The sequence below is a fragment of the Roseateles koreensis genome, from assembly GCF_028595305.1.
GTDB classification, from domain to species: domain Bacteria; phylum Pseudomonadota; class Gammaproteobacteria; order Burkholderiales; family Burkholderiaceae_C; genus Paucibacter_A; species Paucibacter_A koreensis.
This window is the reverse complement of sequence record NZ_JAQQXS010000014.1, coordinates 113,436-137,115: the sequence shown is the minus strand read 5'-3', so window position 1 is coordinate 137,115 and position 23,680 is coordinate 113,436. Positions and strand designations below refer to the sequence as shown.

Annotated in this window: 21 protein-coding genes; 16 read left to right on the top strand and 5 right to left on the bottom strand. The window is 65.5% G+C overall.

Going from position 1 to position 23,680, the window contains the following annotated elements; all coding sequences use genetic code 11:
- Window positions 1–18 precede the first annotated feature (18 nt).
- Window positions 19–1,758: a bifunctional protein-serine/threonine kinase/phosphatase gene (locus PRZ01_RS15710; RefSeq protein ID WP_273597763.1), complete on the bottom strand. Its 1,740-nt coding sequence runs from the start codon at window positions 1,756–1,758 to the stop codon at window positions 19–21.
- A 155-nt stretch (window positions 1,759–1,913) separates the two neighbouring features.
- On the opposite strand from PRZ01_RS15710, the gene nirB reads away from it, so the two are divergent.
- The 9 genes from nirB (at window position 1,914) to PRZ01_RS15665 (ending at window position 14,083) form a co-directional block, all read left to right on the top strand.
- Complete coding sequence (gene nirB / locus PRZ01_RS15705) at window positions 1,914–4,340, top strand: nitrite reductase large subunit NirB (protein ID WP_273597745.1); 2,427 nt, start codon at window positions 1,914–1,916, stop codon at window positions 4,338–4,340.
- Window positions 4,341–4,434: 94 nt separating this feature from the next.
- On the top strand, window positions 4,435–4,815 hold the full coding sequence (nirD, locus tag PRZ01_RS15700) for a nitrite reductase small subunit NirD (protein ID WP_273597744.1): 381 nt from the start codon (window positions 4,435–4,437) through the stop codon (window positions 4,813–4,815).
- 8 nt (window positions 4,816–4,823) lie between these two features.
- Window positions 4,824–7,670 carry a nitrate reductase gene (locus PRZ01_RS15695; protein ID WP_273597743.1) on the top strand — a complete coding sequence of 949 codons (2,847 nt, stop codon included), beginning with the start codon at window positions 4,824–4,826 and terminating at the stop codon, window positions 7,668–7,670.
- The gene (gene cobA / locus PRZ01_RS15690) at window positions 7,667–8,479 is read left to right on the top strand and encodes a uroporphyrinogen-III C-methyltransferase (RefSeq protein WP_273597742.1); all 813 of its coding nucleotides are present in this window, start codon (window positions 7,667–7,669) and stop codon (window positions 8,477–8,479) included. The genes PRZ01_RS15695 and cobA overlap by 4 nt, the downstream gene beginning before the upstream one ends.
- A 71-nt stretch (window positions 8,480–8,550) precedes the next feature.
- Window positions 8,551–9,120 (top strand): MOSC domain-containing protein, encoded by a 570-nt coding sequence (locus PRZ01_RS15685; RefSeq protein WP_273597741.1) that lies wholly within the window; start codon window positions 8,551–8,553, stop codon window positions 9,118–9,120.
- A 75-nt stretch (window positions 9,121–9,195) separates the two neighbouring features.
- On the top strand, window positions 9,196–10,383 hold the full coding sequence (locus tag PRZ01_RS15680; protein WP_273597740.1) for a right-handed parallel beta-helix repeat-containing protein: 1,188 nt from the start codon (window positions 9,196–9,198) through the stop codon (window positions 10,381–10,383).
- Window positions 10,384–10,414: 31 nt separating this feature from the next.
- A complete protein-coding gene (locus PRZ01_RS15675; protein ID WP_273597739.1) occupies window positions 10,415–11,278 on the top strand; it encodes a 23S rRNA (adenine(2030)-N(6))-methyltransferase RlmJ in 864 nt (287 codons plus the stop codon).
- 108 nt (window positions 11,279–11,386) lie between these two features.
- A complete protein-coding gene (locus PRZ01_RS15670; protein ID WP_273597738.1) occupies window positions 11,387–12,073 on the top strand; it encodes a CAAX prenyl protease-related protein in 687 nt (228 codons plus the stop codon).
- 99 nt (window positions 12,074–12,172) lie between these two features.
- Complete coding sequence (locus tag PRZ01_RS15665) at window positions 12,173–14,083, top strand: MFS transporter (protein WP_273597737.1); 1,911 nt, start codon at window positions 12,173–12,175, stop codon at window positions 14,081–14,083.
- Here the strand turns inward: PRZ01_RS15665 and PRZ01_RS15660 are convergent.
- The 3 genes from PRZ01_RS15660 to tgt all read right to left on the bottom strand — a co-directional run bounded on the left by PRZ01_RS15660 (window position 14,070) and on the right by tgt (window position 16,157).
- Window positions 14,070–14,573 carry a hypothetical protein gene (locus tag PRZ01_RS15660; RefSeq protein ID WP_273597736.1) on the bottom strand — a complete coding sequence of 168 codons (504 nt, stop codon included), beginning with the start codon at window positions 14,571–14,573 and terminating at the stop codon, window positions 14,070–14,072. The two genes, PRZ01_RS15665 and PRZ01_RS15660, sit on opposite strands and share 14 nt — an antisense overlap.
- Before the next feature lie 182 nt (window positions 14,574–14,755).
- Entirely contained in the window at window positions 14,756–14,953 is a 198-nt protein-coding gene (locus tag PRZ01_RS15655; RefSeq protein WP_273597735.1) for a type II toxin-antitoxin system Phd/YefM family antitoxin, read from the bottom strand.
- Window positions 14,954–15,011: 58 nt separating this feature from the next.
- The gene (gene tgt, locus PRZ01_RS15650) at window positions 15,012–16,157 is read right to left on the bottom strand and encodes a tRNA guanosine(34) transglycosylase Tgt (protein WP_273597734.1); all 1,146 of its coding nucleotides are present in this window, start codon (window positions 16,155–16,157) and stop codon (window positions 15,012–15,014) included.
- Between the two features lie 42 nt (window positions 16,158–16,199).
- Here tgt and PRZ01_RS15645 point away from each other — a divergent pair, with 42 nt between their 5' ends.
- The 6 genes from PRZ01_RS15645 to PRZ01_RS15620 all read left to right on the top strand — a co-directional run bounded on the left by PRZ01_RS15645 (window position 16,200) and on the right by PRZ01_RS15620 (window position 21,745).
- Window positions 16,200–16,787, top strand: coding sequence for an IMPACT family protein (locus tag PRZ01_RS15645; protein ID WP_273597733.1), 588 nt, complete (start codon window positions 16,200–16,202; stop codon window positions 16,785–16,787).
- Window positions 16,788–16,864: 77 nt separating this feature from the next.
- The gene (locus PRZ01_RS15640) at window positions 16,865–17,785 is read left to right on the top strand and encodes an N-acetylmuramoyl-L-alanine amidase (RefSeq protein WP_273597732.1); all 921 of its coding nucleotides are present in this window, start codon (window positions 16,865–16,867) and stop codon (window positions 17,783–17,785) included.
- Window positions 17,786–17,832: 47 nt separating this feature from the next.
- Window positions 17,833–18,843 carry an ABC transporter permease gene (locus PRZ01_RS15635; protein WP_273597731.1) on the top strand — a complete coding sequence of 337 codons (1,011 nt, stop codon included), beginning with the start codon at window positions 17,833–17,835 and terminating at the stop codon, window positions 18,841–18,843.
- Between the two features lie 22 nt (window positions 18,844–18,865).
- A complete protein-coding gene (locus PRZ01_RS15630; protein ID WP_273597730.1) occupies window positions 18,866–19,789 on the top strand; it encodes an ABC transporter permease subunit in 924 nt (307 codons plus the stop codon).
- A gap of 2 nt (window positions 19,790–19,791) precedes the next feature.
- Window positions 19,792–20,784, top strand: coding sequence for an ABC transporter ATP-binding protein (locus PRZ01_RS15625; RefSeq protein ID WP_273597729.1), 993 nt, complete (start codon window positions 19,792–19,794; stop codon window positions 20,782–20,784).
- Window positions 20,777–21,745 carry a peptide ABC transporter ATP-binding protein gene (locus PRZ01_RS15620; protein ID WP_273597728.1) on the top strand — a complete coding sequence of 323 codons (969 nt, stop codon included), beginning with the start codon at window positions 20,777–20,779 and terminating at the stop codon, window positions 21,743–21,745. Before PRZ01_RS15625 ends, PRZ01_RS15620 begins: the two co-directional genes overlap by 8 nt.
- Window positions 21,746–21,763: 18 nt before the next feature.
- Here PRZ01_RS15620 and PRZ01_RS15615 read toward each other — a convergent pair whose 3' ends face one another.
- Window positions 21,764–22,153 (bottom strand): MAPEG family protein, encoded by a 390-nt coding sequence (locus tag PRZ01_RS15615; RefSeq protein ID WP_273597727.1) that lies wholly within the window; start codon window positions 22,151–22,153, stop codon window positions 21,764–21,766.
- Window positions 22,154–22,235: 82 nt separating this feature from the next.
- On the opposite strand from PRZ01_RS15615, the gene PRZ01_RS15610 reads away from it, so the two are divergent.
- Window positions 22,236–23,633: a hypothetical protein gene (locus PRZ01_RS15610; protein WP_273597726.1), complete on the top strand. Its 1,398-nt coding sequence runs from the start codon at window positions 22,236–22,238 to the stop codon at window positions 23,631–23,633.
- The last annotated feature ends 47 nt before the right edge of the window (window positions 23,634–23,680 follow it).

Genomic DNA, 23,680 nt, shown 5'->3' with positions numbered 1-23,680 from the left:
CAACCTGAAGCCGCCCGCCTACTTCGGCAAGAACAACAGCCAGAAGACCAGCAAGACGTTGAGCAACACGGAGAGGCCCAGGCCCAGTTGCAGCACCGCCTTGGGGTCGCGCCGCGCCAGGGGCGTGGCGCCGGGCGGCGGCAGCGGCCGCGAGGCGCCGCGCTCCAGCGCCAGCATCAATTCGTCCGCCGTTTCGAAGCGCAGTTTGGCCTCACGCGCCACGGCCTTGAGCAAGAGATGATCCAGCCAGATCGGCACATTGGGCTGGCGGCGCGAGGGCGCCTGCGGGTCGCGCCGGAAGGGGCCGCGCTGGTAGGGCTCGATCTCGCCGTAGGGCAGGTGGCCGGTGAGCCATTGGTACAGCGTGACGCCCAGAGCGTAGAGATCGCTACCGGCATCGGCGGGCACGGGGGGGTCTTCCCACTGCTCGGGGTTGATGTAGCTAGGTGTGCCGGCGTGCAGGTCGCGCAAGGCCTCGGGCTCGCGGCCGGACAAGGCCACGCCCAAGTCCAGCAGGCGCCACTGCCCGTCGTCACCCCAATGGAAGTTGCCGGGCTTGATGTCCCGGTGCACCACGCCGGCACGGTGCAGCCGGCCCACGGCACGCGCCAGGGCGGCTGCGGCTTGCAAAAATTCGCTCAGACCAGGGCGGCCCTGACTGGCCATCAACTGCTCCAGCGTCTGCCCGCCATGCCAGTCGAACAGCAGGTAGAAAGCGCTCGGGTTGTGCAGCTCGTGCACGCGCACAAAACCAGCATGTTCGGTGGCCGAGAGTTTTTCACCCAGGCGCTGGCCCAGCCAGCCCTCGTGCGCCAGCATGGCGCGCTCCTGCGGGTCGTTGGCACGCGCCTCGTGCAAAGCCTTGATGGCGACCAAACGACCATCGGGGCAACGTGCCTGGTAGAGCCGGTGCACGCCGTTGTCGGCCACCAGAGCGGTGATCACCATGCCGTCGAGCGTGGCACCTATGCCCAGTTTGGGAGCCACCGGCAAGCGCTGGCTGCTGCTCAACACATCTTCATAACGGCCCTTGGCCAGGCCCCTCACCTCCAGCAACAAGGCGGTGGCGTTGTCGTGGCCACCGGCGGCAATCGCGGCCTGCACCAGCGCCTCGGCGCAAGCCTGCGGCTCGCCCGTCAAGGCCAGGGCGGCCAGCTTTCGGTGGCTGAGCACGCCATGCACGCCGTCGCTGGTCAGCAAGAGGCGATCGCCAGCGCGCAGCTCGCCCTGGATGTAGTCCACGCGCACGCTGTCGTCCAGGCCAATGGCGCGGGTCAGGCGGGAAAAATCGGCTTGATCCAGCGCGTGGTCTTGGGTGAGCTGGGTGCATTCATCGCCACGCAGCAGGCAGACACGGCTGTCGCCAACATGTGCCAGCGTGTAGCTGTGGCCGCGCAAAACCACCGCACTCAGTGTCGTCAGCGCGGTGCCCGTGCCGCCGCCGCGCCGGTTGTGGTCGGCCAGCCAGGCATTCTGGGCACGGATCAGGCGGTCCAGCGCAACCGTGGTGTCCCAAGCCACAGGCACCGCGAAGTAATCGCGCACCAAACTAGTGACCGTGGTCTGCGCCGCCATGCGCCCCCCGCCGCCGCCCGAATCCTCGCCCAAGCCGGCTTGCCCCGACACGCCGTCGGCCAGCGCTGCAATCCAGCCCCGCTCACGGTCCTGCGTCTCGGGTTGCATCACGGCGGCGAAATCTTCGTTGCCTTCCCGGCGGCCTCGGGAACTGGCCAATCCCATGACGATGTCAAAACTCATGGCGGCGATTGTCATGAGCCCTCAGCCCGCAGCCGCACAAAAACTGCCACCACTGTGGGCTCAATCCAACCCCAACTTGGTGCGACAGCCCCGTGCAGGGTGTGCACCGGCTTGGCACGCACCTTGCGTTTATCTGCTCGACTGGAGACCCTGACATGAAAAAGCTAAAGCTTGTTTTGATCGGTAACGGCATGGCCGGCGTCCGCACTCTGGAAGAGTTGCTGAAGATAACGCCCGACCTGTACGACATCACGGTCTTCGGCGCCGAACCGCACCCCAACTACAACCGCATCCTGCTCAGCCCCGTGCTGGCTGGCGAGCAGACCCTCGACGAGATCGTGCTCAATCCGCTCGACTGGTATGCCGACAACGGCATCACCCTGCACCTGGGCAAGACCATCACCCAGATCGACCGGCAGCGCCGCAAGGTCATCGCCGCCGACGGCACCGAGGCTGAGTACGACCGTTTGCTGATCGCCACCGGCTCCAGCCCCTTCATCCTGCCCGTGCCCGGCAAGGAGCTGGAAGGCGTGATCGCCTACCGCGACATTGCCGACACCAACGCCATGATCGACGCCGCCACCAAGTACCAGCACGCTGTGGTCATCGGCGGCGGCCTGTTGGGGCTGGAGGCTGCTAACGGTCTCATGCTACGGGGCATGCAGGTGACGGTGGTGCACATTGCCGGCTGGTTGATGGAGCGCCAGCTGGACGACGCCGCCGGCGACTTGCTGCGCCAAAGCCTGCAAGCACGCGGCCTGCGCTTCATGCTGGGCGCGCAGACCCAGGCCCTGATTGGTGGCAAAGACGGCCGGGTGATGGCCGTGCAATTCAAAGATGGCACTGAAGTGCCCGCCGACTTGGTGGTGATGGCCGCCGGCATCCGCCCCAACACCACCTTGGCCGAAAGCGCAGGCCTGCATTGCAGCCGCGGCATCGTCGTCAGCGACACCCTGCAGACCGTCACCGACCCGCGCATCTATGCGGTGGGCGAGTGCGCCGCCCACCGCGGCATTGCCTACGGCCTGGTGGCGCCGCTGTTTGAGCAGGCCAAGGTCTGCGCCACCCATCTGGCGCAGTTCGGCATCGGGCGCTATCAGGGCTCGCAAACCAGCACCAAGCTGAAGGTGACGGGCATTGACCTGTTCTCCGCCGGCGACTTCATGGGGGGCGACGGGTGCGAAGAAATCGTCATGAGCGACCCCTTCGCTGGCGTGTACAAAAAGCTGGTGATCAAGAACGACCAGTTGATCGGCGCCTGCCTCTACGGCGACACGGTCGATGGCTCCTGGTACTTCAAGCTGCTGCGCGAGGGGCGCAAGGTGCATGACATCCGCGACAAGCTGATGTTCGGTGAATCCAATATCGGCGATGTCGGCCACCAGGGCCACAACAAGGCCGCTGCAATGGCCGACAGCGACGAGGTGTGCGGCTGCAACGGCGTCACCAAGGGCACCATCTGCAAGGCCATCAAGGACAAAGGTTTGTTCACACTGGATGAGGTGCGCAAGCACACCAAGGCCAGCGCGTCTTGCGGCTCCTGCACCGGTTTGGTGGAGCAGTTGTTGATGTTCACCGCCGGCGGCGATTACTCTGCCTCGCCCAAGAAAAAGGCCGTGTGCGCCTGCACCGACATGAGCCACCAGGACGTGCGTGACGCCATCCGCAACGAACACCTTGTCAGCCTGCCAACGCTCTACACCGCGCTGGGTTGGAAGACCCCCAACGGCTGCGCCACCTGCCGCCCTGCGCTGAACTACTACCTGATCTCCACTTGGCCCAAAGAGGCGCAGGACGATCCGCAATCGCGCCCCATCAACGAGCGCGCCCACGCCAACATCCAGAAGGACGGCACCTACTCCGTCATTCCGCGCATGTGGGGCGGCGAGACCACGGCGGACGAGCTGCGCCGCATCGCCAATGCGGTGGACAAGTACAAGATCCCCACCGTCAAAGTCACCGGCGGCCAGCGCATCGACCTGCTGGGCGTGAAGAAAGAAGACTTGCCCGCCGTCTGGGCCGACATCGGCATGCCCTCGGGCCACGCCTACGCCAAGGCCCTGCGCACGGTGAAAACCTGCGTGGGCAGCGAGTGGTGCCGAATGGGCACGCAAGACAGCACGCAGATGGGCAAAGACCTGGAGCGTGCGATGTGGCGCATGTACGCGCCGCACAAGGTCAAGTTCGCGGTGTCGGGCTGCCCGCGCAACTGCGCCGAGGCGGGCATCAAAGACGTGGGCATCATCGGCGTGGACAGCGGCTGGGAGCTTTACATCGGCGGCAACGGCGGCATCAAGACCGAGGTGGCCGAGTTCTTCGTCAAGCTCAAGACCGCCGAGGAGGTGATGGAGTACACCGGCGCCTTCATGCAGCTGTACCGCACGGAGGGCTGGTATCTGGAGCGCACGGTGCATTACCTGGCGCGCGTAGGCATGGACTATGTGAAAGCCCGCATCCTCGATGACCACGAGCGCCGGCGCGCGCTGTGGGCCGAGCTGCAGTTCGCGCTGTCGGGCGAGCCGGACCCCTGGTTCGAGCACGCCAAGGCCAAGGTCGACCTGCGGCAGTTTGTGCCGGTCTGAGATCCGCATGCTGGATCAGCCCACCTAACGTATTAGCGCACCAGCACTTCAGCACACCCGCGCCACTGACACCTATTTTTGAGACCCCCCGATCATGAGCACCTCCTGGACAAAAATCTGCAGCCTTGAAGACATCCCCACCCTGGGCGCGCGCCGTGTCAAACGCGCACAGGGGCCGGATGTGGCGGTGTTCCGCGCCGCCGACGACAAGGTTTTCGCCCTGCTCGACCGCTGCCCCCACAAAGGCGGCCCGCTGAGCCAAGGCCTGGTGTTCGGCCACTCAGTGGCCTGCCCGCTGCACAGTTGGACCATTGCGCTGGAAAGCGGCCAAGCCGCAGCGCCCGATGAAGGCTGCGCCGCCCGCTTCGACGTGCACCTGGAAGACGGCGTGATCTATCTAGACCCGCAGCAACTGGCCACGGTGGGCTTGAATTTCGCCCCCCTGCAGGCCGGCCCCTGCACGCGCGCCGCCTGAGTTTGCACATGATGGACAAGGTTCAGGTTCAAACTCGATCCACCCGCTCCACCTGCCCGTACTGTGGGGTGGGCTGTGGGGTGATCATTGATAGCACGGGCGACGACACCAGTCAGGGCGAAATCGTGGGCGTGCGCGGCGACCCCGATCACCCCGCCAACTTCGGCCGCCTGTGCAGCAAGGGCTCGACCCTGCATCTCACCGCCACCCCGCTGGTGCGCCAAACCCGTCGCCTGCTGCAGCCCGCCTGGCGGCCCGCACGCGGCGCCGCAGCCGAGCCGCTGAGCTGGGCCCAAACCCATCAGCAGTTGGCGCAGCGTATTGCCGCAGTGCATGCCCAGCACGGGCCCGACGCCATCGGCCTCTACATCTCCGGCCAACTGCTGACCGAAGACTACCAAGCCTTCAACAAGCTGGCACGCGGGCTGCTGGGCACCAACAACATCGACAGCAACTCGCGCCTGTGCATGAGCTCGGCCGTGGTGGGCTACAAGCAAAGCCTGGGCAGCGACGCCCCGCCCACTTGCTACGAAGACCTGGACCACACCGACTGCGTGTTCATCACCGGCGCCAACCCGGCCTGGGCCCACCCCATCTTGTTCCGCCGCCTAGAAGCCGCCAAGGCCAAGCGGCCGGAGATGAAGATCATCGTCGTCGACCCGCGCCGCACCGAGAGCGCCGACTTGGCCGACCTGCATCTGCAAATCCTGCCCGGCACCGATGTGGCCCTGTGCCACGGCTTGCTGCATGCCTGCATCTGGGAAGGCTGGCTGGACCGCGACTTCATGGCCAAGCACACCGAAGGCGCAAGCTTCGACGCGCTCAAGACCCTGGTGCGCACCATGACCCCGCGTGAAGCCGCCCGCATCTGCGGCATTCAAGAGGCTGATCTGCTGAAAGCCGCGCGTTGGTTTGCCGAATCGCCCGCCACGCTCTCGCTGTACTGCCAAGGCTTGAACCAAAGCACCAGCGGCAGCGCCAAAAACACCGCGCTCATCAATCTGCACCTGGCCTGTGGGCAGATTGGCCGCCCCGGCGCGGGCCCTTTCTCGCTCACCGGCCAGCCCAATGCCATGGGCGGGCGTGAAGTGGGCGGCATGGCCAGCCTGCTGCCCGGCCACCGCGACCCCAACTTGGCCGACGACCGCGCCGAAGTGGCCCGCCTGTGGGGCGTTGACGCCCTGCCCGCCACCCCCGGCAAGACTGCGGTGGAGCTGTTTGAAGCCGCCGCCGCCGGTGACATCAAGGTACTGTGGATTGCCTGCACCAACCCCGCCCAATCCCTGCCCGACCAAGCCCTGGTGCGGCGCGCGCTGGAGCGCTGCGAGTTGGTGATCCTGCAAGAAGCCTTTGCCGACACCGCCACCGCCGCCTATGCCGATGTGCTGCTGCCCGCCGCCACCTGGGGCGAAAAGGAAGGCACCGTCACCAACAGCGAGCGGCGCATCAGCCGCGTGCGCGCCGCCATCGCCCCGCCCGGCGAGGCGCGGCCCGACTGGCAGATCGTGCGCGACGTCGCTCGTCTGCTGGAGCCTATGCTGAAGCAAGCTGCCCGTCCGATGTTCACCTACGAAACGGCTGAAGACCTCTGGCTGGAGCACCGCGCCGCCACCGTGGGCCGCGACCTCGACATCGGCGGCCTCAGCTATGCCCTGCTCGACCAAAGCGGGCCGCAGCAATGGCCCTTCCCGGCCGGCGCCGCGCAAGGCGCCCAACGGCTTTACGAAGACGGCCACTTCGCCACCCCGAATGGCCGCGCCCGCTTCATCGCCCAGCCTTGGAAGGCACCGCAAGACAAACTCGACGCCCGCTACCCACTCAGCCTCACCACCGGCCGCCTGCGTGACCAATGGCACGGCATGAGCCGCAGCGGCGTGGTGCCGCGCCTGTTTGGCCACGAGCCTGCACCGACCCTGCGCCTGCATCCCCAAGACCTGCCGCTGCGCGGCCTCAAAGACGGTGACTTGGCCCAGGTCAGCTCACGCCATGGCAGCCTTATCCTGCCAGTGCAGGCCGATGCCGATGCACGCCCCGCCCAGGCCTATCTGCCCATGCACTGGGGTGAAGAATTTGTCTCCGGGCAAGACGCCCAAGGCCGGCGCTTGGCCGGTGTGAATGCGCTCACCAACAAGGCTTTCTGCCCCGACTCCAAGCAGCCCGAGCTGAAGTTCGCGGCCATTCAGGTGCAACGTGTCGAGCTGCCCTGGCGGCTCAGCGCTGCCATCTGGTGTGCGCCCACCGAGGCCGCGACACTGCGGGCCGGCCTGCGCGCCCTGATGGGTGAATTCGCCTACACCAGCTGCGTGCCTGTGGCGGCACCAAGTACCGACGCCAACGCCAACCTACAAGGCTGGCGCTTTGAAGCGGCCTCCGCCCAGGCCGCAGCCCCCGAGCTGTTGGCCCGGCTGACCAAGCTGCTAGGCCTGAGTGGCGCGCAAGTATTGCGTTATGCCGACACCCAGCGCGGGCGCAGCCGCAGCCTTGGCCTGGACAAGGCCGGCCCCGACGCTCGCCTGCGCGCCCTGCTACTGGTGGGCGAGGCCGAAGCCGGCGCCTGGCTGCTGAACCTGTGGCGCGACGCCTCACCTGTGGCGGCCCTGGGCGCCCAACTGCTGTCGCCGCACCCGATGGCGGCCAACACCCAGAGCGCCGCCCGCAGCCCCCAAATCTGCAACTGCCTGGACGTGTCGGAAGCCCGCATCTGCGCACAGCTCAAGCAAACCCCAGGCTCGCAGCAAGTGCGCCTGCAAGCTTTGCAAGACACCCTGCGCTGCGGCACCCAATGCGGCTCCTGCCTGCCCACGCTGCGCCGTCTTGAAACCCAAACCCCCTGTCTCGAAAAGGTGATGCCATGAACAAGATCGGCCCAATCAGTCTGGTGGGTGCAGGCCCCGGCGACCCAGAATTGCTGACCGTGCGCGCCCTGCACCGGCTGCAGGCCGCCGACGTGGTGCTCAGCGACGATCTGGTGGACGCCCGCGTGCTGGCCTTGGTGAAGCCGGGGGCCCGCATCGTCTACGTGGGCAAGCGCGGCGGGTGCGTGTCTACCGAGCAGCGCTTCATCCATGAACTGATGATCCGCGAAGCCTCGGCGGGGCTGAACGTGGTACGCCTCAAGGGCGGCGACCCCTTTGTGTTCGGCCGCGGTGGCGAGGAGATGGACGCCCTGCGCGCCGCCGGCATCACGGTGGAAGTGGTGAGCGGCCTGACGGCCGGCATCGCCGCACCCGCCAGCATCGGCATCCCGGTAACCGACCGGCGCCACGCGCCCGGCGTAGCCTTCGTCACCGGTCATAACCGCGAGGATGCACAGGCAGGCACGGGCCAGAATGGCCCAAATGCCCCGACGGGTCCCAACTGGCATGCCCTGGCACGCAGCGGCCTGACGCTGGTGATCTATATGGGCCTTGCGCGGGTCGAAAGCCTCGTGGCCGCCCTGAGTGAAGACGGTGGCCTGCCGCTCGATACGCCCGCCGCCGCCATTTCTGCCACCCACACCTTGCAGCAGCGCTCAGTGATCTGCACCCTGGCTGAACTGCCTGCCACCTTGCGCCGCGAGGCCATCAGCAGCCCTGCCATTCTCGTCATCGGCCCAGTGGTGAACATGGCTCACACGCTGAACGAAATCCAGACGCTGGAAATGCCGCAGGCCTGGCGCGCTTGAAAAGTCAGAGGGGCCTAACTTTGGGGTGGCAGGATCCGGCTTGCCCGCTCAGCGCTCGCTAAACTCCGCGCATGAAACTGCTCAGCCTCAACACCGCCCTTGCCCAGCCGCTGCCCATCCCGGGAGGGCAAAGCGTACCCAGCGGCATCCGCAAGACCGCACAGCCAGGTCCGCTGCGTGTCGAGGCGCTGGGCCTGGCGGGTGACGAGCAGGCCGACCTCAGCGTGCATGGCGGCCTGAGCAAGGCGGTGTATGCCTACCCGGCCGAGCATTACGCCTTTTGGCAGACGGTGCGTGCGCAGGCCAAGGTGGCCGCACCCGACGCACCCCTGGCTCACGGCGCCATGGGCGAGAACCTGACCCTCAGCGGACTGCTGGAAAACCAGGTCTGGATCGGCGATGTGCTGCAATTCCCCAACTGTGCGCTGGTGGTGAGCGAGCCGCGCTTTCCCTGCTTCAAGTTCAATGCGGTGATGGGCTTCAACCAGGCCGTCAAGCTGATGGGGCAAAGCGGTTGGTGCGGCTTTTATCTGGCCGTCAAGACGCCCGGCACGCTGCAAGCCGGGCAATCGTTTGAATTGCGCCCTGGACCGCGTGAAATGAGCATCCCCGAGCTGTTTCGCGCCAAGTTTCGCGCCTGAGCGCCCCGGACGGCGCCTGTCACAAGATCGCCCCGGTGCCCCGCCCATAATGACTCATTTCAGCAGGTCTTCGCCATGACGAAAAAGCCCTTCGCGCCCCAACGCCGCCACGTTCTGCAATGGGGCTTGGCCGCCAGTTCGGGCCTGCTGTTGCCGCCCCATCTGGCGGCGAACACTCCCAGCAACCGGCCGGTGCTGCAAGTGGGCCCGACGCGCGGCGTGAGAAGCCTGGCCGCTGCGGCCCGCGAGGCCAAAGACGGCATGCGGATCGAGGTCGACGCGGGTGAATACACCGGCGATGTGGCCGTTTGGACCCAGCACGACCTGCATCTCAAGGCCGTCGGCGGCCGGGTGCACATGGAGGCTGCCGGTGCTAACGCCCAGGGCAAGGGCACCTTTGTCACCAGCGGTCGGGACATGCTGATTGAAGGCTTCGACTTCTCGGGCGCCCAGGTGCCGGATCACAACGGTGCGGGCATCCGCCTGCAGGCGGGCTCTCTGAGCTTGCGCGACTGCCGCTTCAACATGAACGAGAACGGCGTGCTCACCAGCAACGACCCGACGGTGCGGCTGGACATCGAGGACTGCGAGTTCGGCACCATCATTCGCCGTGACGGCAAGAACCACAATATCTACGTCGGCGCCATCGGCCATCTGCGCGTGGTGGGCAGCTACTTCCACCACGGCCAGTCGGGCCATCTGCTGAAGAGCCGCGCCGCCGTCAGCCACATCTTCTACAACCGCCTGACGGACGAAATCGGCGGGCGCGCCAGCTACGAGATCGACCTGCCCAACGGCGGCGTGGCACTCGTGGTGGGCAATGTGATCCAGCAAAGCGCCGAGACCGAAAACCCCCACATCGTCTCTTTCGGCGCTGAAGGCTACAGCGGCCCGCGCAACGAGTTGCATCTGATCAACAACACCTTGATCGACATGCGCCCCAGTAACGGTGTATTTCTGCGGGTCAGCCCCGGCGCAGACAAAGTGCGCCTCATCAACAACCTGTGGGCCGGCAACCCCAAGGTGCCGGCCGATCCCGCATGGGAGAGTGCCGGCAACTTCGCCGTTGACCTGAACGTCTTCGTGCTGGCCAGCCGCGACAACTACCATTTGCGCCCCGACGCCAAGGTGCGTGGCAAGGCAGTGGACCCGGGCGAAGTCGACGGCCTCAGCCTGCGGCCGACGCGCCAATTCCTGGCGCCACGCGGCACGTTGGCCCTGGAGCGGCCGGCCATTCATCCCGGCGCCTTCCAGTTTCCGTGAGTTTCGGGCCGGGTCAGGCTACAGTTCAGCCATGCTCGCCTACCGACACGCCTTTCACGCCGGCAACCATGCCGATGTCCTCAAACACCTCGTTTTGTCCGAGGTGCTCCGCCATATGGCGGAAAAAGAAAAACCCTACACCCTGGTCGACACCCACGCCGGGGCCGGCGGCTACTCCATCGAGGGCCAGTACGCCCAGAAAAAGGGCGAGTACGTGCATGGCATCTCGAAGTTATGGGATGCCAAGGACCTGCCCGCTCCGTTGGCGCGTTATCTTGAGCCCATCCGCGCCTTCAACAGCGGTGGCCAGTTGCGCCAGTACCCCGGCTCGCCCGCCATCGCCAACTTGCTGATGCGCGAACAAGACCGGCTGCGCTGCTACGAACTGCACCCCACCGACTACCGCATTCTCGACACCTATCTGTCGACCCGCCCCAACACCCAGGTCAGCGACAAGGACGGCTTCAGTTCGCTGCGCGGTGAACTGCCACCACCCTCGCGCCGCGGCGTGGTGCTGATGGACCCCTCCTACGAGCTCAAGACCGATTACGGCAAGGTCATCACCGCCGTGCGCGAAGGGCTGGAAAAGTTTGCCGACGGCGTTTTCATGGTCTGGTACCCACAGCTGCAGTTGCTCGAATCGGCCCAGTTGCCGCAGCGCCTCAAGGCCGCCGCCGATGCCGGCGTGGGCGCCAAAAAGGGCTGGCTGCACGTGCGACTGACGGTGCAGCAGCAAAGCGACTCACGCGCCTTTGGCATGCTGGGCAGCGGCATGTTCATCATCAACCCGCCCTACACCTTGCACGATGAATTGCAGGAATGCCTGCCCTACCTGGTCGAAAAGCTCGGCCAGTACGACGGCGCCAATTTCCTGCTGGAGCAACGGGCGGCCTGACGGGTTGGGCACGCTGGCGGCGCGCAGCGCGGCCAAAATGCCTTGGTTTCGGGTTACGCTGCGGGGCCCCAACCCCACAGCCCTTCAGCCCTCACCCTCGTCATCGCCATGAAGACCGCCACGCCCACTGGCCTGAGCCCCGCCGCCCTGGCCCGAATCATCCCCTTCGCCCTGTTCATGCTGCTGCTGGGCCTGCGGGGTTATCTGCCTACGGATGCAGACTTCGACGCCCGCTGGATCTACGGCGCCAGCGTGTTCATCGTCGGCGCGGCATTGGCCTGGCATTGGCGCGGCTATGGTGAACTGGCGCGGCAGAATTTGCCCGGCCGGCGCGACACCCTGCTGAGCATTGCCGTCGGCTTGCTGGTGTTCGTGCTGTGGATTCACCTGGATGCACCGTGGATGCAGATCGGTGAGCCCACCGCCAGCTTTTTGCCGCTGGACCTGCAGGGCCACAAAATTTGGCCCTTGATTGCGCTGCGCTGGACCGGCGCCGCCTTGATCGTGCCCGTGATGGAAGAACTGTTCTGGCGCGCCTTCCTGATGCGCTGGATCGTGTCGCCGCAATTCGAAACCGTTGACCCACGCGGCGTCGGCCTCAAACCCATCATGTTGAGCACCTTCGTCTTCATGCTGGCCCACACCTTGTGGCTGGCCGCCATCGTCGCCGGCCTGGCCTATGCCTACTTGTATATGCGCACCGGCAAGCTCTGGACGGCGGTGATTGCGCACGCCGTCACCAACGGCGCCCTGGGCCTGTGGGTGGTGCACTCTGGCCAGTGGCAGTTCTGGTGATAGCGCCACCGATAGGCCACCCATGTGCCGCCACAGGCGGCCGTAAATTGCCTCCGCCGCCTTCACCCCCCTCTCACCCACGCTGAGATCGAGCCTGCCTTGAATGCATCCACACCCCCGAACAACGCCCCGGTGAGCCAATTCGGCCTGCTCAAGCAGAGCCGCTTCGCACCCTTCTTCTGGACCCAGTTTCTCGGCGCGGCCAATGACAATATCTCCAAGTTCGCATTGACCGTGATGGTCACCTACCAGCTGAGCCTGAGCTGGTTGCCGCCGGCGCAGGCTGGCCTGGTGATTGCGGCGCTGTTCATCCTGCCCTTCGTGCTGTTCTCGGCCACCAGCGGGCAGTTGGCGGACAAATACGAAAAGTCGCGCCTGATGCGGCTGGTCAAGAATTTCGAGATCGCCATCATGGCCGTGGCGCTGTGGGGCTTCTGGCAACAGCAAGTGCCGGCCCTGCTGGGTTGCGTGTTCATGATGGGCATGCACTCGACCTTGTTCGGCCCGGTGAAGTTTGCCTACCTGCCGCAGCAGTTGAGCGAGAAAGAAATCACCGGCGGCAACGGCATGGTCGAGATGGGCACCTTCGTGGCCATCATCCTGGGCAATGTGCTCGGCGGCGTCTTGATCGCCCAGCCCGAAGTGGGCGCCTTCTACACCGGCCTGGCCTGCTTCACGGTAGCCCTACTAGGCCGGCTGGCGGTGCAGTTCGTCCCGCACAGCCCGGCGGCCGACCCTCGCTTGCACATCAACTGGAACCCCTTCACCGAAACCTGGCGCAATCTGCGGCTGGCACGCGAGAACATCGTGGTGTTCCGCTCGCTGCTGGGCATCTCGTGGATGTGGTTCTTCGGCGTGGTCTTTCTGGCCAATTTCCCCAACTTTGCCAAAGACGTGCTGCACGGTGAAAGCCAGGTCGCCTCAATGCTGCTGGTGGTGTTCTCGGTCGGCGTGGGCGTGGGCGCGTTGCTGTGCGAACTGCTGTCGCACCGGCATGTCGAAATCGGCCTCGTGCCGCTTGGCTCGCTGGGCATGACGGTGTTTGCGGTGGACCTCTACTTCGCCTCGCGCGGCCTGCCAGCGGTGCCGCTGCAAAGCGTGGGTGAATTTCTCAGCCACGCCGCGCACTGGCGGGTGCTGGCCGATCTGGGCCTGCTGGCCTTGTTCACCGGCTTGTACAGCGTGCCGATGTATGCACTGATCCAACTGCGCTCGCAGCCCTCGCATCGCGCCCGCATCATCGCGGCAAACAACATCCTCAACGCGCTCTTCATGGTGGCCAGCTCGCTGCTGGCCGGCGTGCTGATGGGTGCCGGATTCACCGTGCCCGAGATCTTCCTGGCGGTGGGTTTGGCCAATGCCGTGATGGCCTTGTACATCTGCGTGCTGATGCCGGAGTACCTGCTGCGATTCATCGCTTTCGTGATCTCACGCCTGGTCTACCGCTTCAAGCTGCGGGGCGACGCCAACATCCCGACCCAGGGCGCGGCGGTGCTGGTATGCAACCATGTGTCCTTCATCGACGCGGTGCTGCTGATGGCCGCCAGCCCACGGCCCATCTGCTTCTTGATGGACCACCGCATCTTTGCCACACCGGTGTTGGGGGGCTTGTTTCGCTTGGCCAAGGCCGTGCCCATCGCCCCGCAGAAGGAGAACCCGGCCACTTACGAGAAGGCCTTCCAGCGTGCCCGCCAGGTGCTGGCCGAGGGTGATTTGGTGTGTATCTTTCCTGAAGGCGGTATCACCCGCGATGGGCAGTTGCAGCCCTTCAAAGGCGGCGTGATGAAGCTGCTGGAGGGTCAACCGAATCTGCCCGTCATCCCCATGGCGCTGGGCAATCTATGGGGCTCGTACTTCTCACGCATCGAGCCCGCAGGCGCCATGGTGAAGCCCTTCCGCCGCGGCCTGTTCAGCCGCGTCAGCCTTTCGGCAGGCGCACCGATGGCCGCAGCCGATGTCGATCTACCCAAGCTGCAGCGCGAGGTGGCGCAACTGCTCAACGACGCTTAGACCAAGCCTGCCGCAGGCGCCTGCCCAGTTGCCGCTTGATGACACGCGCCATGCGCCAGAACGGCTGGGCATGCACCCACGCCAGCAGCTCTTGCTTCCAGGCGCTCCAGCGCTGGTAGAGCGGCACAAACCAGCGCAGCCGCATCAAGGCCGGTTGAATCAGCTGAAACAGCCGCGCCACCAGCGCCGTGCCCACCACCTTGGCGGCCATGATGACGCCCACCCCCAGCACCACCCGGCCGTGGGCAATGAGCCACAAAGCCAGCAATTTGACCGGGATGATCAACAGGCTGGGCAAAACCAGCAGCGCCAGCGCCGCGTAAGGCGGCAAGCCGCGTACCCAGGGCGCAAAAGCACGAAACGGCGGCCAATCCCCCAAGCGCGCCAGCAGCCGGGACAAAGGCACCCAGCCCCATTCCTCGAACAAGATGATCAGCGCCAGCAGCAGCCGAAGCAGCCAGACCAGGGGGGCGAGCAGGGCTTTCAACATGGGGCCATCATGCCGGCAAAGCGGGCCCTTGCCAAAAGGCATACAGGCACGTGCCTAGAGGCAGGATGAGGTTGCATCCACAGCAGATGGGGGCCGCCATCAGCGGATCAAGGGCACGCTGTAGGCGGCTGGCGTTTTGTCGGCGCTCCCCAGCGTCAAGCCTTCGACTTGGCACTGCGCAATCAGCAGGCGATCAAAAGGGGCACGGTGATGCCAGGGTAGGCTGGCCACGCGCAAGCTGTGACTGAGTTCCAGGGGCAATGGCTGAAATTGATGGGCGGCCGGTTGTCGCGCGCAGTCACCGCGTCTTCTCCGGCCAGTGCACGCTGCACCAACTCAGAAAACTTCGCCTTGGCTTGAGCGCTGTTGTCGTGTTCCATAGGCTTGACCACCTTTTGATGGGGGTCATTTTGGATGACCTACAGGGTGAAATCAGGTTCAGACACCCCGCGCCCGATCGGCTGCAAATTTCAGCTTGAAGGCCTCGAATCCACCCATGCCGCCCTGAGCAGGCTGCTCCAGCGCATCGCGCACGTCCTGCATCAGATTCAGGTAGTAGTGAATGTTATGAATGCTGGCCAGCATGGGGCCCAGCATCTCGCCGCAGCGGTCCAGGTGATGCAGATAGGCACGGGAGAAGTTCTTGCAGCAGTAGCAGCTACAGGTTTCGTCCACGGGGCGCTCGTCCGTCTTGTAGCGGGCGTTGCGCAAGCGCAGGTCGCCAAAGCGGGTGAACAGGTGGCCGTTGCGGGCATTGCGCGTAGGCATCACGCAGTCGAACATGTCGATACCCTGGCTGACGCCTTCGATCAAATCTTCCGGCGTGCCCACACCCATCAGGTAACGCGGTTTGTCAGCGGGCAGTTGATGGCCGATGTGGGCCAGCACGCGCTGCATATCTTCCTTGGGTTCACCCACGCTCAGGCCACCGATGGCATAACCCGGCAGGTCCAGGGCAGCCAGGCCGGCCAGGGAATGGTCGCGCAGGCTCTCAAACATGCCGCCCTGCACGATGCCGAACAGCGCGTTCGGGTTTTCAAGCCGGGCAAATTCGTCCTGGCAGCGCTTGGCCCAGCGCAGGCTCATCTCCATAGAGACGCGGGCCTCTTTCTCGGTGGTGAGATGGCCCTTGGTCTCGTAGGGCGTGCATTCGTCGAATTGCATGACGATGTCGCTGTTCAGCACGGTCTGGATCTGCATGCTGATCTCGGGCGTCAAAAAGAGCTTGTCGCCGTTCACCGGCGAGGCGAACTTGACGCCCTCCTCGCTGATCTTGCGCATCTCGCCCAGGCTCCAAACCTGGAAGCCGCCGCTGTCGGTGAGGATGGGCTTGTCCCAGCTCTCGAAGCGGTGCAGGCCGCCAAACTGGCGCAAGATGTCCAGGCCCGGGCGCAGCCACAGGTGAAAGGTGTTGCCCAGAATGATCTGCGCCCCCGCCTCCTCGAGCGAGCGCGGCATCACGCCCTTGACGGTGCCATAGGTGCCCACGGGCATGAAGATGGGCGTCTGCACCACCCCATGGTTGAGCGTCATCTGGCCGCGGCGTGCGCGGCCCTCGGTCTTGAGCAGTTCGAACTTCAGCATAGTGGTGGGATTGTCGCACTCGGCAGCACCGACAATCCCCCCATGGCCTGCACCCTTGCCCACCCCGTTCACAGCGAATTGATCATCAAGAAAAGCCGCTTCATCGCCTGCGTGGAGCCCATGGCCGACCGCGCCCTGGCCACCGCCCGGGTGGCCGCGCTGCGCGCCGAACACCCCGGCGCGGTGCATGTGTGCTGGGCCTTGCTGGCCGGCGGGCAGTCAGCGGCGGTGGACGATGGCGAGCCCAGCGGCACTGCCGGGCGGCCGATGCTGGAGGTGATGCGGCACCAAGACCTGGAGGGCGCGCTGGCCACGGTGGTGCGCTACTGGGGTGGCACCAAGCTGGGCGCAGGCGGCCTGGTGCGGGCCTACACCGATGCCGTGGCGCAGGCGCTGCAGAAGGCCGAGAAAATTCCTCTGCTGCGCCAGCAAACCTTGCTCTGCACCCTGCCCTACGCGTTTGAAGGCTTGCTGCGGCGCGAAATCGAGGCCGCCGGCGCCACGCTGCTGGCGGTGGAGCATGGCGCGCAGGTGCAGGCCCATTTCAGCCTGCCTGAAACTGCTGCCGCCACCCTGGTGGCCCGCCTCAACGAGGCCGGCCAGGGCCGCATCGGCTGGTTGAAGGAATGAGGCCGGCCAGGCCTGCAACAATCACGCCATCCCCTTGCCGAAACGCAGCCCAAAACGCAGCCCACCCAGTTCCCCGCATGAAGACCACCGTCCTGCTCACCGCCCTCACCAGTGCTTTATTGATGAGCGCATGCGCCAGCACGCCGCGCACGCCGGTGGGCCCGCCGCCGCCACACATCGACAAGAGCTTCACCTCGGTAGCGCAAGACAGCCGGGCGCAGTTTCTGATCCTGCACTACACCGCGCTGGACTGGGAAAAGTCGCTGCGCGTGCTGACCACCGGCGGCCTGGTCAGCAGCCACTACCTGGTGCGCGACGAGCCGGCCATCAGCTACTACATCGTCGACGAGAACCGCCGCTCCTGGCACGCGGGTGCAAGCAGCTGGGGCAGCAGCCAGAACCTGAATTCAGCCTCCATCGGCATCGAGATCGTCAACCCCGGCTTCACCGAAACGCCGCAGGGCCGCGTCTACGCGCCCTTTCCGCAGAAACAGATCGACGAGGTCATCAAGCTGGTGCGCGATATTCAAACCCGCCACCAGATCAAGCCCGAGCGCATTCTGGGCCATGCCGACATTGCACCCGGCCGCAAGCAAGACCCCGGCCCATTGTTCCCGTGGAAGCAGCTGGCCGATGCCGGCCTGATTCCCTGGCCCGACCCCCTGCAGGTCGGCTTGCGCAAATCCCTGTATGAATCAGTTCCGCCTGACGCCGCTTGGTTTCAAGACAAGCTGTCACGCTTCGGCTACGCGGTGCCACGCAGCGGCGAGCTGGACTCGCTCACCAAAAACGTGATTGCCACCTTCCAAATGAAATACCGGCCCAGCGATTACAGCGGCGCAATGGACGCTGAAACCGCTGCGCTGCTCGACGTGGTGAACCTGGCCGGCGGCATGCTGCTGGCGCCTCAACCCGGCGCTGGAACGGGTTCAGGAGCGGGCGCGGGTGCCGGCAACACCGGGGCACTCCTGCCCAAGGTGAACCCGTCCAAGTACTGAGACACCCGCACTGACACCCCAGCCCCCGCCCCGCCACAACCACCACCGTGCTGACCTTTCTGCTTAAAAAGCTGGCCACCCTGATCCCGACTCTCATCGGCATCACCGCGGTTGCGTTCGGCCTGATCCGGCTGGTGCCGGGCGACCCCATCGAGATCATGATGGGTGAGCGCCAGCTCGACCCCGCCGCCCATGCCGCCCTGGTGCATCGAATGGGCCTGGATCAGCCCCTGCACCAACAGTATTTCGACTACCTCGGCAAGCTCGCCCACGGCGATTTGGGGCAGAGCCTGGTCAGCCGCGAGCCAGTGGCGCGCGAGTTCGCCGTGCTGTTTCCCGCCACCGTCGAGCTGGCCTCGTGCGCCCTGCTGCTGGCGGTCAGTGTGGGCTTGCTGCTGGGCATGTGGGCCAGCCTGCGACGCGGCTCCTGGGTCGATCAGGGGGTGATGGGCCTGGCCACGGTGGGCTACTCCATGCCCGTGTTCTGGTGGGGGCTGGTCCTCATCATGTTCTTCTCGGTGGGTCTGTCGTGGACACCGATTTCGGGCCGCATCAGCGTGGAATACGACCCCACCATGCGCACCGGCTTCATGCTCGTGGACGCCTGGAATTCCGGGGAGGCTGGCGCCTTTAAATCGGCCTGCCTCCACCTGCTGCTGCCGGCCCTGGTGCTGGGCACCGGAACCCTGGCGGTGGTGGCCCGCATGACGCGCAGCGCCATGCTGGAGGTGCTGCGCGAGGACTACATCCGCACCGCGCGCGCCAAAGGCCTCAGCCCCGCCCGCGTGGTGGCCGTGCACGCGCTGCGCAATGCGCTGATTCCGGTGCTCACGATCATCGGCATGCAAACAGGCAGCCTGCTGGCGGGCGCCGTGCTGACTGAAACCATTTTCTCCTGGCCCGGCATCGGCAAATGGCTGATCGACGCCATCGCCCGCCGCGACTACCCCGTGGTGCAAGCCGGCATCCTGATTTCAGCGCTGACCTTCATCGGGGTGAACCTCGTGGTGGACCTGCTCTACGGTGTGGTCAACCCGCGCATCCGTTCCCCCCATTGAGGCCTGGCCCTAACTCACATCCATGACGGACTTCGAACTCAGCCACGTCGACCAAGACCCCTCAGAAGCGGCGCCCCCGCCCCTGTCTGCACAGCGCGAGTTCTGGCGCGCCTTTGCGGCCAACCGGGGAGCATTGATCGCGCTGTGCGTCTTTACGCTGATCGCCCTGGCCTCGCTGCTGGCACCCTGGCTGGCGCCGCACAGCCCCACCTGGCAGTACCGCGAGCACATGCTCACGCCGCCCGTCTGGCAGGCGCAGGGCAGCGCCAAGTTTTTGCTTGGCACCGACGAGCTGGGCCGCGACATCTTCTCGCGCTTGCTGCACGGCGGGCGCGTGTCCATGGGCATCGGCCTGGCCTCGGTGCTGCTCTCGCTCCTGCCGGGTGTTTTGCTGGGCTTGTCGGCCGCCTTCTTCCAGAAGCTCGCCTCGCCGCTGATCATGCGGGTGATGGACATCATGCTGGCCCTGCCGGGGCTGCTGTTGGCCATCTGCGTGATCACGGTGTTAGGCCCCGGCCTACTCAACACCGTGATCGCCATCGCCATCGGCGCGCTGCCCGGCTACACCCGCCTGACTCGCGCCGCCGCCCTGGCGGAAATCCCCAAAGACTACGTGACCGCCAGCCGCGTGGCCGGCGCGGGCACCCTGCGGCTGATGTTCGACTGCGTGCTGCCTAACTGCATGGCCCCACTGATCGTGAACGCCTCGCTGAGCTTCTCCTCTGCCATTCTGGAAACGGCCGGTCTGGGCTTTCTCGGGCTTGGCGTGCAAGCGCCCACCGCCGAGTGGGGCACCATGCTTTCCGCCGCACGCGACTACATCCAGCGCGCGCCCTGGGTGGTGACTCTGCCCGGCCTGGCCATTCTCGTCACCGTGCTCTCCATCAATTTGATGGGGGATGGCCTGCGCGACGCGCTGGACCCCAAATTGAAGCGGATGAGCTGAGCATGGCGCTGCTGAACATCAAAAACCTGCAAGTGAACTTCAACGGCTTGCACGCCGTGGAGAGCCTGGACCTGACGCTGGAAGCCGGCCATCTGCTGGGCATCGTGGGTGAGTCCGGCTCCGGCAAATCGGTCAGCATGCTCGCCGTGATGGGCTTGATCGACGCGGCCGGCCAGGTCAGCGCGGACGCGCTTGAATTCCAGGGCCAAAACTTGCTGCAACTCACACCGCGCCAACGCCGCCAGCTGATCGGCAAAGACATGGCCATGGTGTTTCAGGACGCGCAGTCCAGCCTGAATCCGAGCTACACCGTGGGTTTCCAGATCACAGAGGTGCTGCGTGCGCACCTGGGGCTGCGCGGCGCGGCAGCCACCCGGCGCGCCCTGGAATTGCTGGAGCAGGTGGAAATCCCCGACGCCGTGAATCGCCTGAACGCCTACCCGCACGAGCTCTCCGGCGGCATGAGCCAACGCGTCATGATCGCCATGGCCATCGCCTGCAAGCCCCGGCTGCTGATTGCCGACGAGCCCACCACCGCGCTCGACGTCACCATCCAGGCCCAGATCATGGACCTGCTGCTGCGCTTGCAGCGCGAGCACGGCATGGCCTTGATCTTGATCACCCACGACCTGGCCGTGGTGGCCGAAATGGCCCAGGCCGGGCGCAATCAGGTGGCGGTGATGTACGCCGGCCAGGTGGTCGAGACCGGTGCGGTGCCTGAATTGTTCGAGCGCCCTCAACACCCCTACACCGCCGCCCTGCTCGCGGCGGTCCCCGAGCACAACCGCGGCGCCAGGCGCCTTGCCGCACTGCCCGGCATCGTGCCCGGCGCGCAAGACCGCCCGCGTGGATGCCTGCTGGCACCACGCTGCCCCCAGGCCCAGGGCCGGTGTGCCACTGAGCGCCCTTCCCTCAAAGAGGGTGTGCGTTGTTTCTACCCATTAGGTTCAACGGCTTCGACCGGGACAGCAAGCGGAGAACACCGCCATGTCTGACGCCCACGTGCTCTTGCAGGCGCAAGACCTGGCCCGCCATTACCGGGTAGGCCGTGGCCTGTTCAAGCCCGCTGCAACGGTCAAGGCCCTGGACGGCGTGAGCTTCCAGCTGAAGATGGGGCAAACACTGGCCGTGGTGGGTGAGTCGGGCTGCGGAAAATCCACCCTGGCCCGCCAACTGACCCTGATCGAGTCGCCCAGCGCCGGTGCCCTGCACTTTGGCGGGGTCGATGCGGCCAGTGCGTCGAAGGCCACGCTTAAAGCCTTGCGCCAACAGGTGCAAATGGTGTTCCAGAACCCCTTCACCTCGCTCAACCCGCGCCATACAGTACAGGCCACGCTGGAAGAGCCGTTGAAGATCAACACCACACTGAACAAGGCGGAGCGGCTCGCGCGCATTGAATCACTGCTGCACAAGGTGGGCTTGCGCACCGAGCATCTCAGACGTTATCCCCACATGTTCTCTGGCGGCCAACGTCAGCGCATTGCCATTGCCAGGGCCATGATTCTGCGGCCAAAAGTGGTGGTGGCGGATGAACCCGTGTCAGCTCTAGACGTGTCGATCCAGGCGCAGATCCTCAACCTCTTTATGGACCTGCAAGCCGAATTCGGCTACGCCTACGTCTTCATCTCGCACAACCTGAGTGTGGTCGAGCATGTGGCCGATGAAGTGATGGTGATGTACCTGGGCCGCGCGGTGGAGATGGGCCCCAAGGCGACGATGTTCGCCCGGCCGTTGCACCCCTACACGCAGGCGCTGATGAGCGCCACGCCGGCCCTGCACGCCGCTGACCGGCGGACCCGCATCCAGATCCACGGCGAGTTGCCCAGCCCCCTGAACCCTCCCAGCGGCTGCGCCTTTCACGGGCGGTGCCCGCTGGCCGTTGCGCGTTGCGCGCAAGAGGCGCCGCTGCTGCGTGAACTCGACGGCAGGCAGGTGGCCTGCCATCAGTTGGAATAAAACGTTATTCCAGCGAAATCAGAACAGCCCGCCTTGCCGGGCCATGCCCACCAGCGCACCAACCAGCAAGGCCAGTGCCGGGCCGGCACTCAGGCCAAAGCCCAGGCTGCGGCTGGCAGGATTGGCGACATAGGTGCGCCAATAAATCATGCGACCGACCAGATACACCACGCCCAGGCCCGCCGCCCAAACTGGTGACCAGTACTTGGCGGCCAGGGCGATGGCGGGAACAAAGACCATCAGCAGCTCCAAGGTGTTCATCTGCACGCGGTACAGGCGCTCGAACATCTCATGGCCGCTGACGGCGGGTGCGGCGACACCATATTTACCCCGAGCCTGCCCCACCAACGCACCAAAAAAGAAAAACTGGCAAAGCGCCAGCACAATCACGAGATCAGCCCAATTCATACCTATCCTTTGAAGGTGTGTTGACGACGCAAACCCGACCGCAGGCCTAGCGCGTGGTCGGCAGCATACTGCAGGACATCCCTTGACTCTGAACCCGCTCCAAAAGCCCTTGATGGCCGCCGCACTGGCACTGCTGAGCGCCTGCGCCACGCGGGCGCCGGACGCTGTGCCCGGACAGCGCCACAGCACGCAGGCCTTGCTGGCCTACCAGCCCGCTGATTTTCATTGGCAAGCCACCCAGGCCGAGGTGGAACAAGCACAGCGGACGCGGGACCTGCGCCTGCTGCACGAGCGCCTGGCCCTGCCCCCGGGTCATGCCGCGCAGGCCGCGCTGCCTGACATCTTGTCCGCCGTGCTGCTCTACAACACCGACATCGACGCCGCACGCGGCCCCACCCTGGCGGCCCTGCCCGGCCTGACAGCGCAAACCGGCGAGGCGCAGCGCAGCGTGCTGTCTGGCGTTTACGCGTTTTACGCAGCCGAGGCCGCTCCGCTGCTGTGGCCGCTGCTGCCGCAATTGCACACACCGCGTGAGTTCGCCATCGCCGCCTATACGCTGCTCAAGCCGCTCACCGCTGAAGTGCGGCCTGCCGCCGCTGTACAAATTCAAACGCTGATGCAGGCGCAATTCCCGACCTGGCAGAACGAGCCCCGCCTGCGCGCACTGGGCCGTGTCTTGCAAGACAGCCCTGGCAGCACTTCGCCTCCGCTGGCTGAGTTGCTGGCTGCGCCTTTGCGCCCGGGCTTTCCCGTCGTTTTCAGCCTGCAGCGCCCGGGCCGCGAGGTGCTGGGGCTGGCGATTTTACGAGGGTCTGACGGCCGCTTTGTGCGCACGCCCGACGGCCATCTGTTCCAAGTGCCGCAACTCGCGCGTGCCCTGGCGCATCTGCCCGGCACCATCACCCTGGGCGACACGCCCCAAGGCATATTTGCGGTGCGCGGCGCCAGCACCGCCAGCAATCCGACCATCGGCCCCACGCCATTTCTGGAGACCAAGCTGCCGATCGAGGCCAGTGTGGCCGAATTCTTTCAGGTGGACGGCAGTGATCTGGACTGGAGCGAAGGCCTGTACGCAGGCCTGCTGCCGCCCAGCTGGCGCCACTGGGAACCCATCAAAGAAGCCTGGCTGGCTGGCCGCGCCGGCCGCGATGAAATCTTGATGCACGGTAGCGTGGTCAACCCTGCCTACTACCGCAACGCACCCTACTACCCCGCCACGCCCACCGCCGGTTGCCTGACCAGCCCTGAGCAATGGGACCCCACCACCGGGCGCCTGCGCGCCAGCGGCCAACTCCAACTCGCTCAGGCCTTTGCGAGCGCCTTTGCACAAGGCCCAGGAGCCAACGGCGACCCCATGGTCAAGGGCTATTTGGTGATGGTGGAACTGCCCGGTAATGCCGCACGGCGCTTCATCCCGGTGAGCGAGGCCGAGGTGCGCGAGGTGGTGGACGAAGCTGAGCGCCGCTTGGGTGGTCGCTGAACCGATCAAAGCCCCGCCAGTGCTGCGCCTCAATTGGTTAAGCTAAG

What these genes read in the sequence shown, in the direction of transcription:
- PRZ01_RS15710 (WP_273597763.1), bottom strand. Translation starts at nt 1,758, where the DNA reads ATGAGTTTTGACATCGTCATGGGATTGGCCAGTTCCCGAGGCCGCCGG.
- nirB (WP_273597745.1), top strand. Translation starts at nt 1,914, where the DNA reads ATGAAAAAGCTAAAGCTTGTTTTGATCGGTAACGGCATGGCCGGCGTC.
- nirD (WP_273597744.1), top strand. Translation starts at nt 4,435, where the DNA reads ATGAGCACCTCCTGGACAAAAATCTGCAGCCTTGAAGACATCCCCACC.
- PRZ01_RS15695 (WP_273597743.1), top strand. Translation starts at nt 4,824, where the DNA reads ATGATGGACAAGGTTCAGGTTCAAACTCGATCCACCCGCTCCACCTGC.
- cobA (WP_273597742.1), top strand. Translation starts at nt 7,667, where the DNA reads ATGAACAAGATCGGCCCAATCAGTCTGGTGGGTGCAGGCCCCGGCGAC.
- PRZ01_RS15685 (WP_273597741.1), top strand. Translation starts at nt 8,551, where the DNA reads ATGAAACTGCTCAGCCTCAACACCGCCCTTGCCCAGCCGCTGCCCATC.
- PRZ01_RS15680 (WP_273597740.1), top strand. Translation starts at nt 9,196, where the DNA reads ATGACGAAAAAGCCCTTCGCGCCCCAACGCCGCCACGTTCTGCAATGG.
- PRZ01_RS15675 (WP_273597739.1), top strand. Translation starts at nt 10,415, where the DNA reads ATGCTCGCCTACCGACACGCCTTTCACGCCGGCAACCATGCCGATGTC.
- PRZ01_RS15670 (WP_273597738.1), top strand. Translation starts at nt 11,387, where the DNA reads ATGAAGACCGCCACGCCCACTGGCCTGAGCCCCGCCGCCCTGGCCCGA.
- PRZ01_RS15660 (WP_273597736.1), bottom strand. Translation starts at nt 14,573, where the DNA reads ATGTTGAAAGCCCTGCTCGCCCCCCTGGTCTGGCTGCTTCGGCTGCTG.
- PRZ01_RS15655 (WP_273597735.1), bottom strand. Translation starts at nt 14,953, where the DNA reads ATGGAACACGACAACAGCGCTCAAGCCAAGGCGAAGTTTTCTGAGTTG.
- tgt (WP_273597734.1), bottom strand. Translation starts at nt 16,157, where the DNA reads ATGCTGAAGTTCGAACTGCTCAAGACCGAGGGCCGCGCACGCCGCGGC.
- PRZ01_RS15645 (WP_273597733.1), top strand. Translation starts at nt 16,200, where the DNA reads ATGGCCTGCACCCTTGCCCACCCCGTTCACAGCGAATTGATCATCAAG.
- PRZ01_RS15640 (WP_273597732.1), top strand. Translation starts at nt 16,865, where the DNA reads ATGAAGACCACCGTCCTGCTCACCGCCCTCACCAGTGCTTTATTGATG.
- PRZ01_RS15630 (WP_273597730.1), top strand. Translation starts at nt 18,866, where the DNA reads ATGACGGACTTCGAACTCAGCCACGTCGACCAAGACCCCTCAGAAGCG.
- PRZ01_RS15625 (WP_273597729.1), top strand. Translation starts at nt 19,792, where the DNA reads ATGGCGCTGCTGAACATCAAAAACCTGCAAGTGAACTTCAACGGCTTG.
- PRZ01_RS15620 (WP_273597728.1), top strand. Translation starts at nt 20,777, where the DNA reads ATGTCTGACGCCCACGTGCTCTTGCAGGCGCAAGACCTGGCCCGCCAT.
- PRZ01_RS15615 (WP_273597727.1), bottom strand. Translation starts at nt 22,153, where the DNA reads ATGAATTGGGCTGATCTCGTGATTGTGCTGGCGCTTTGCCAGTTTTTC.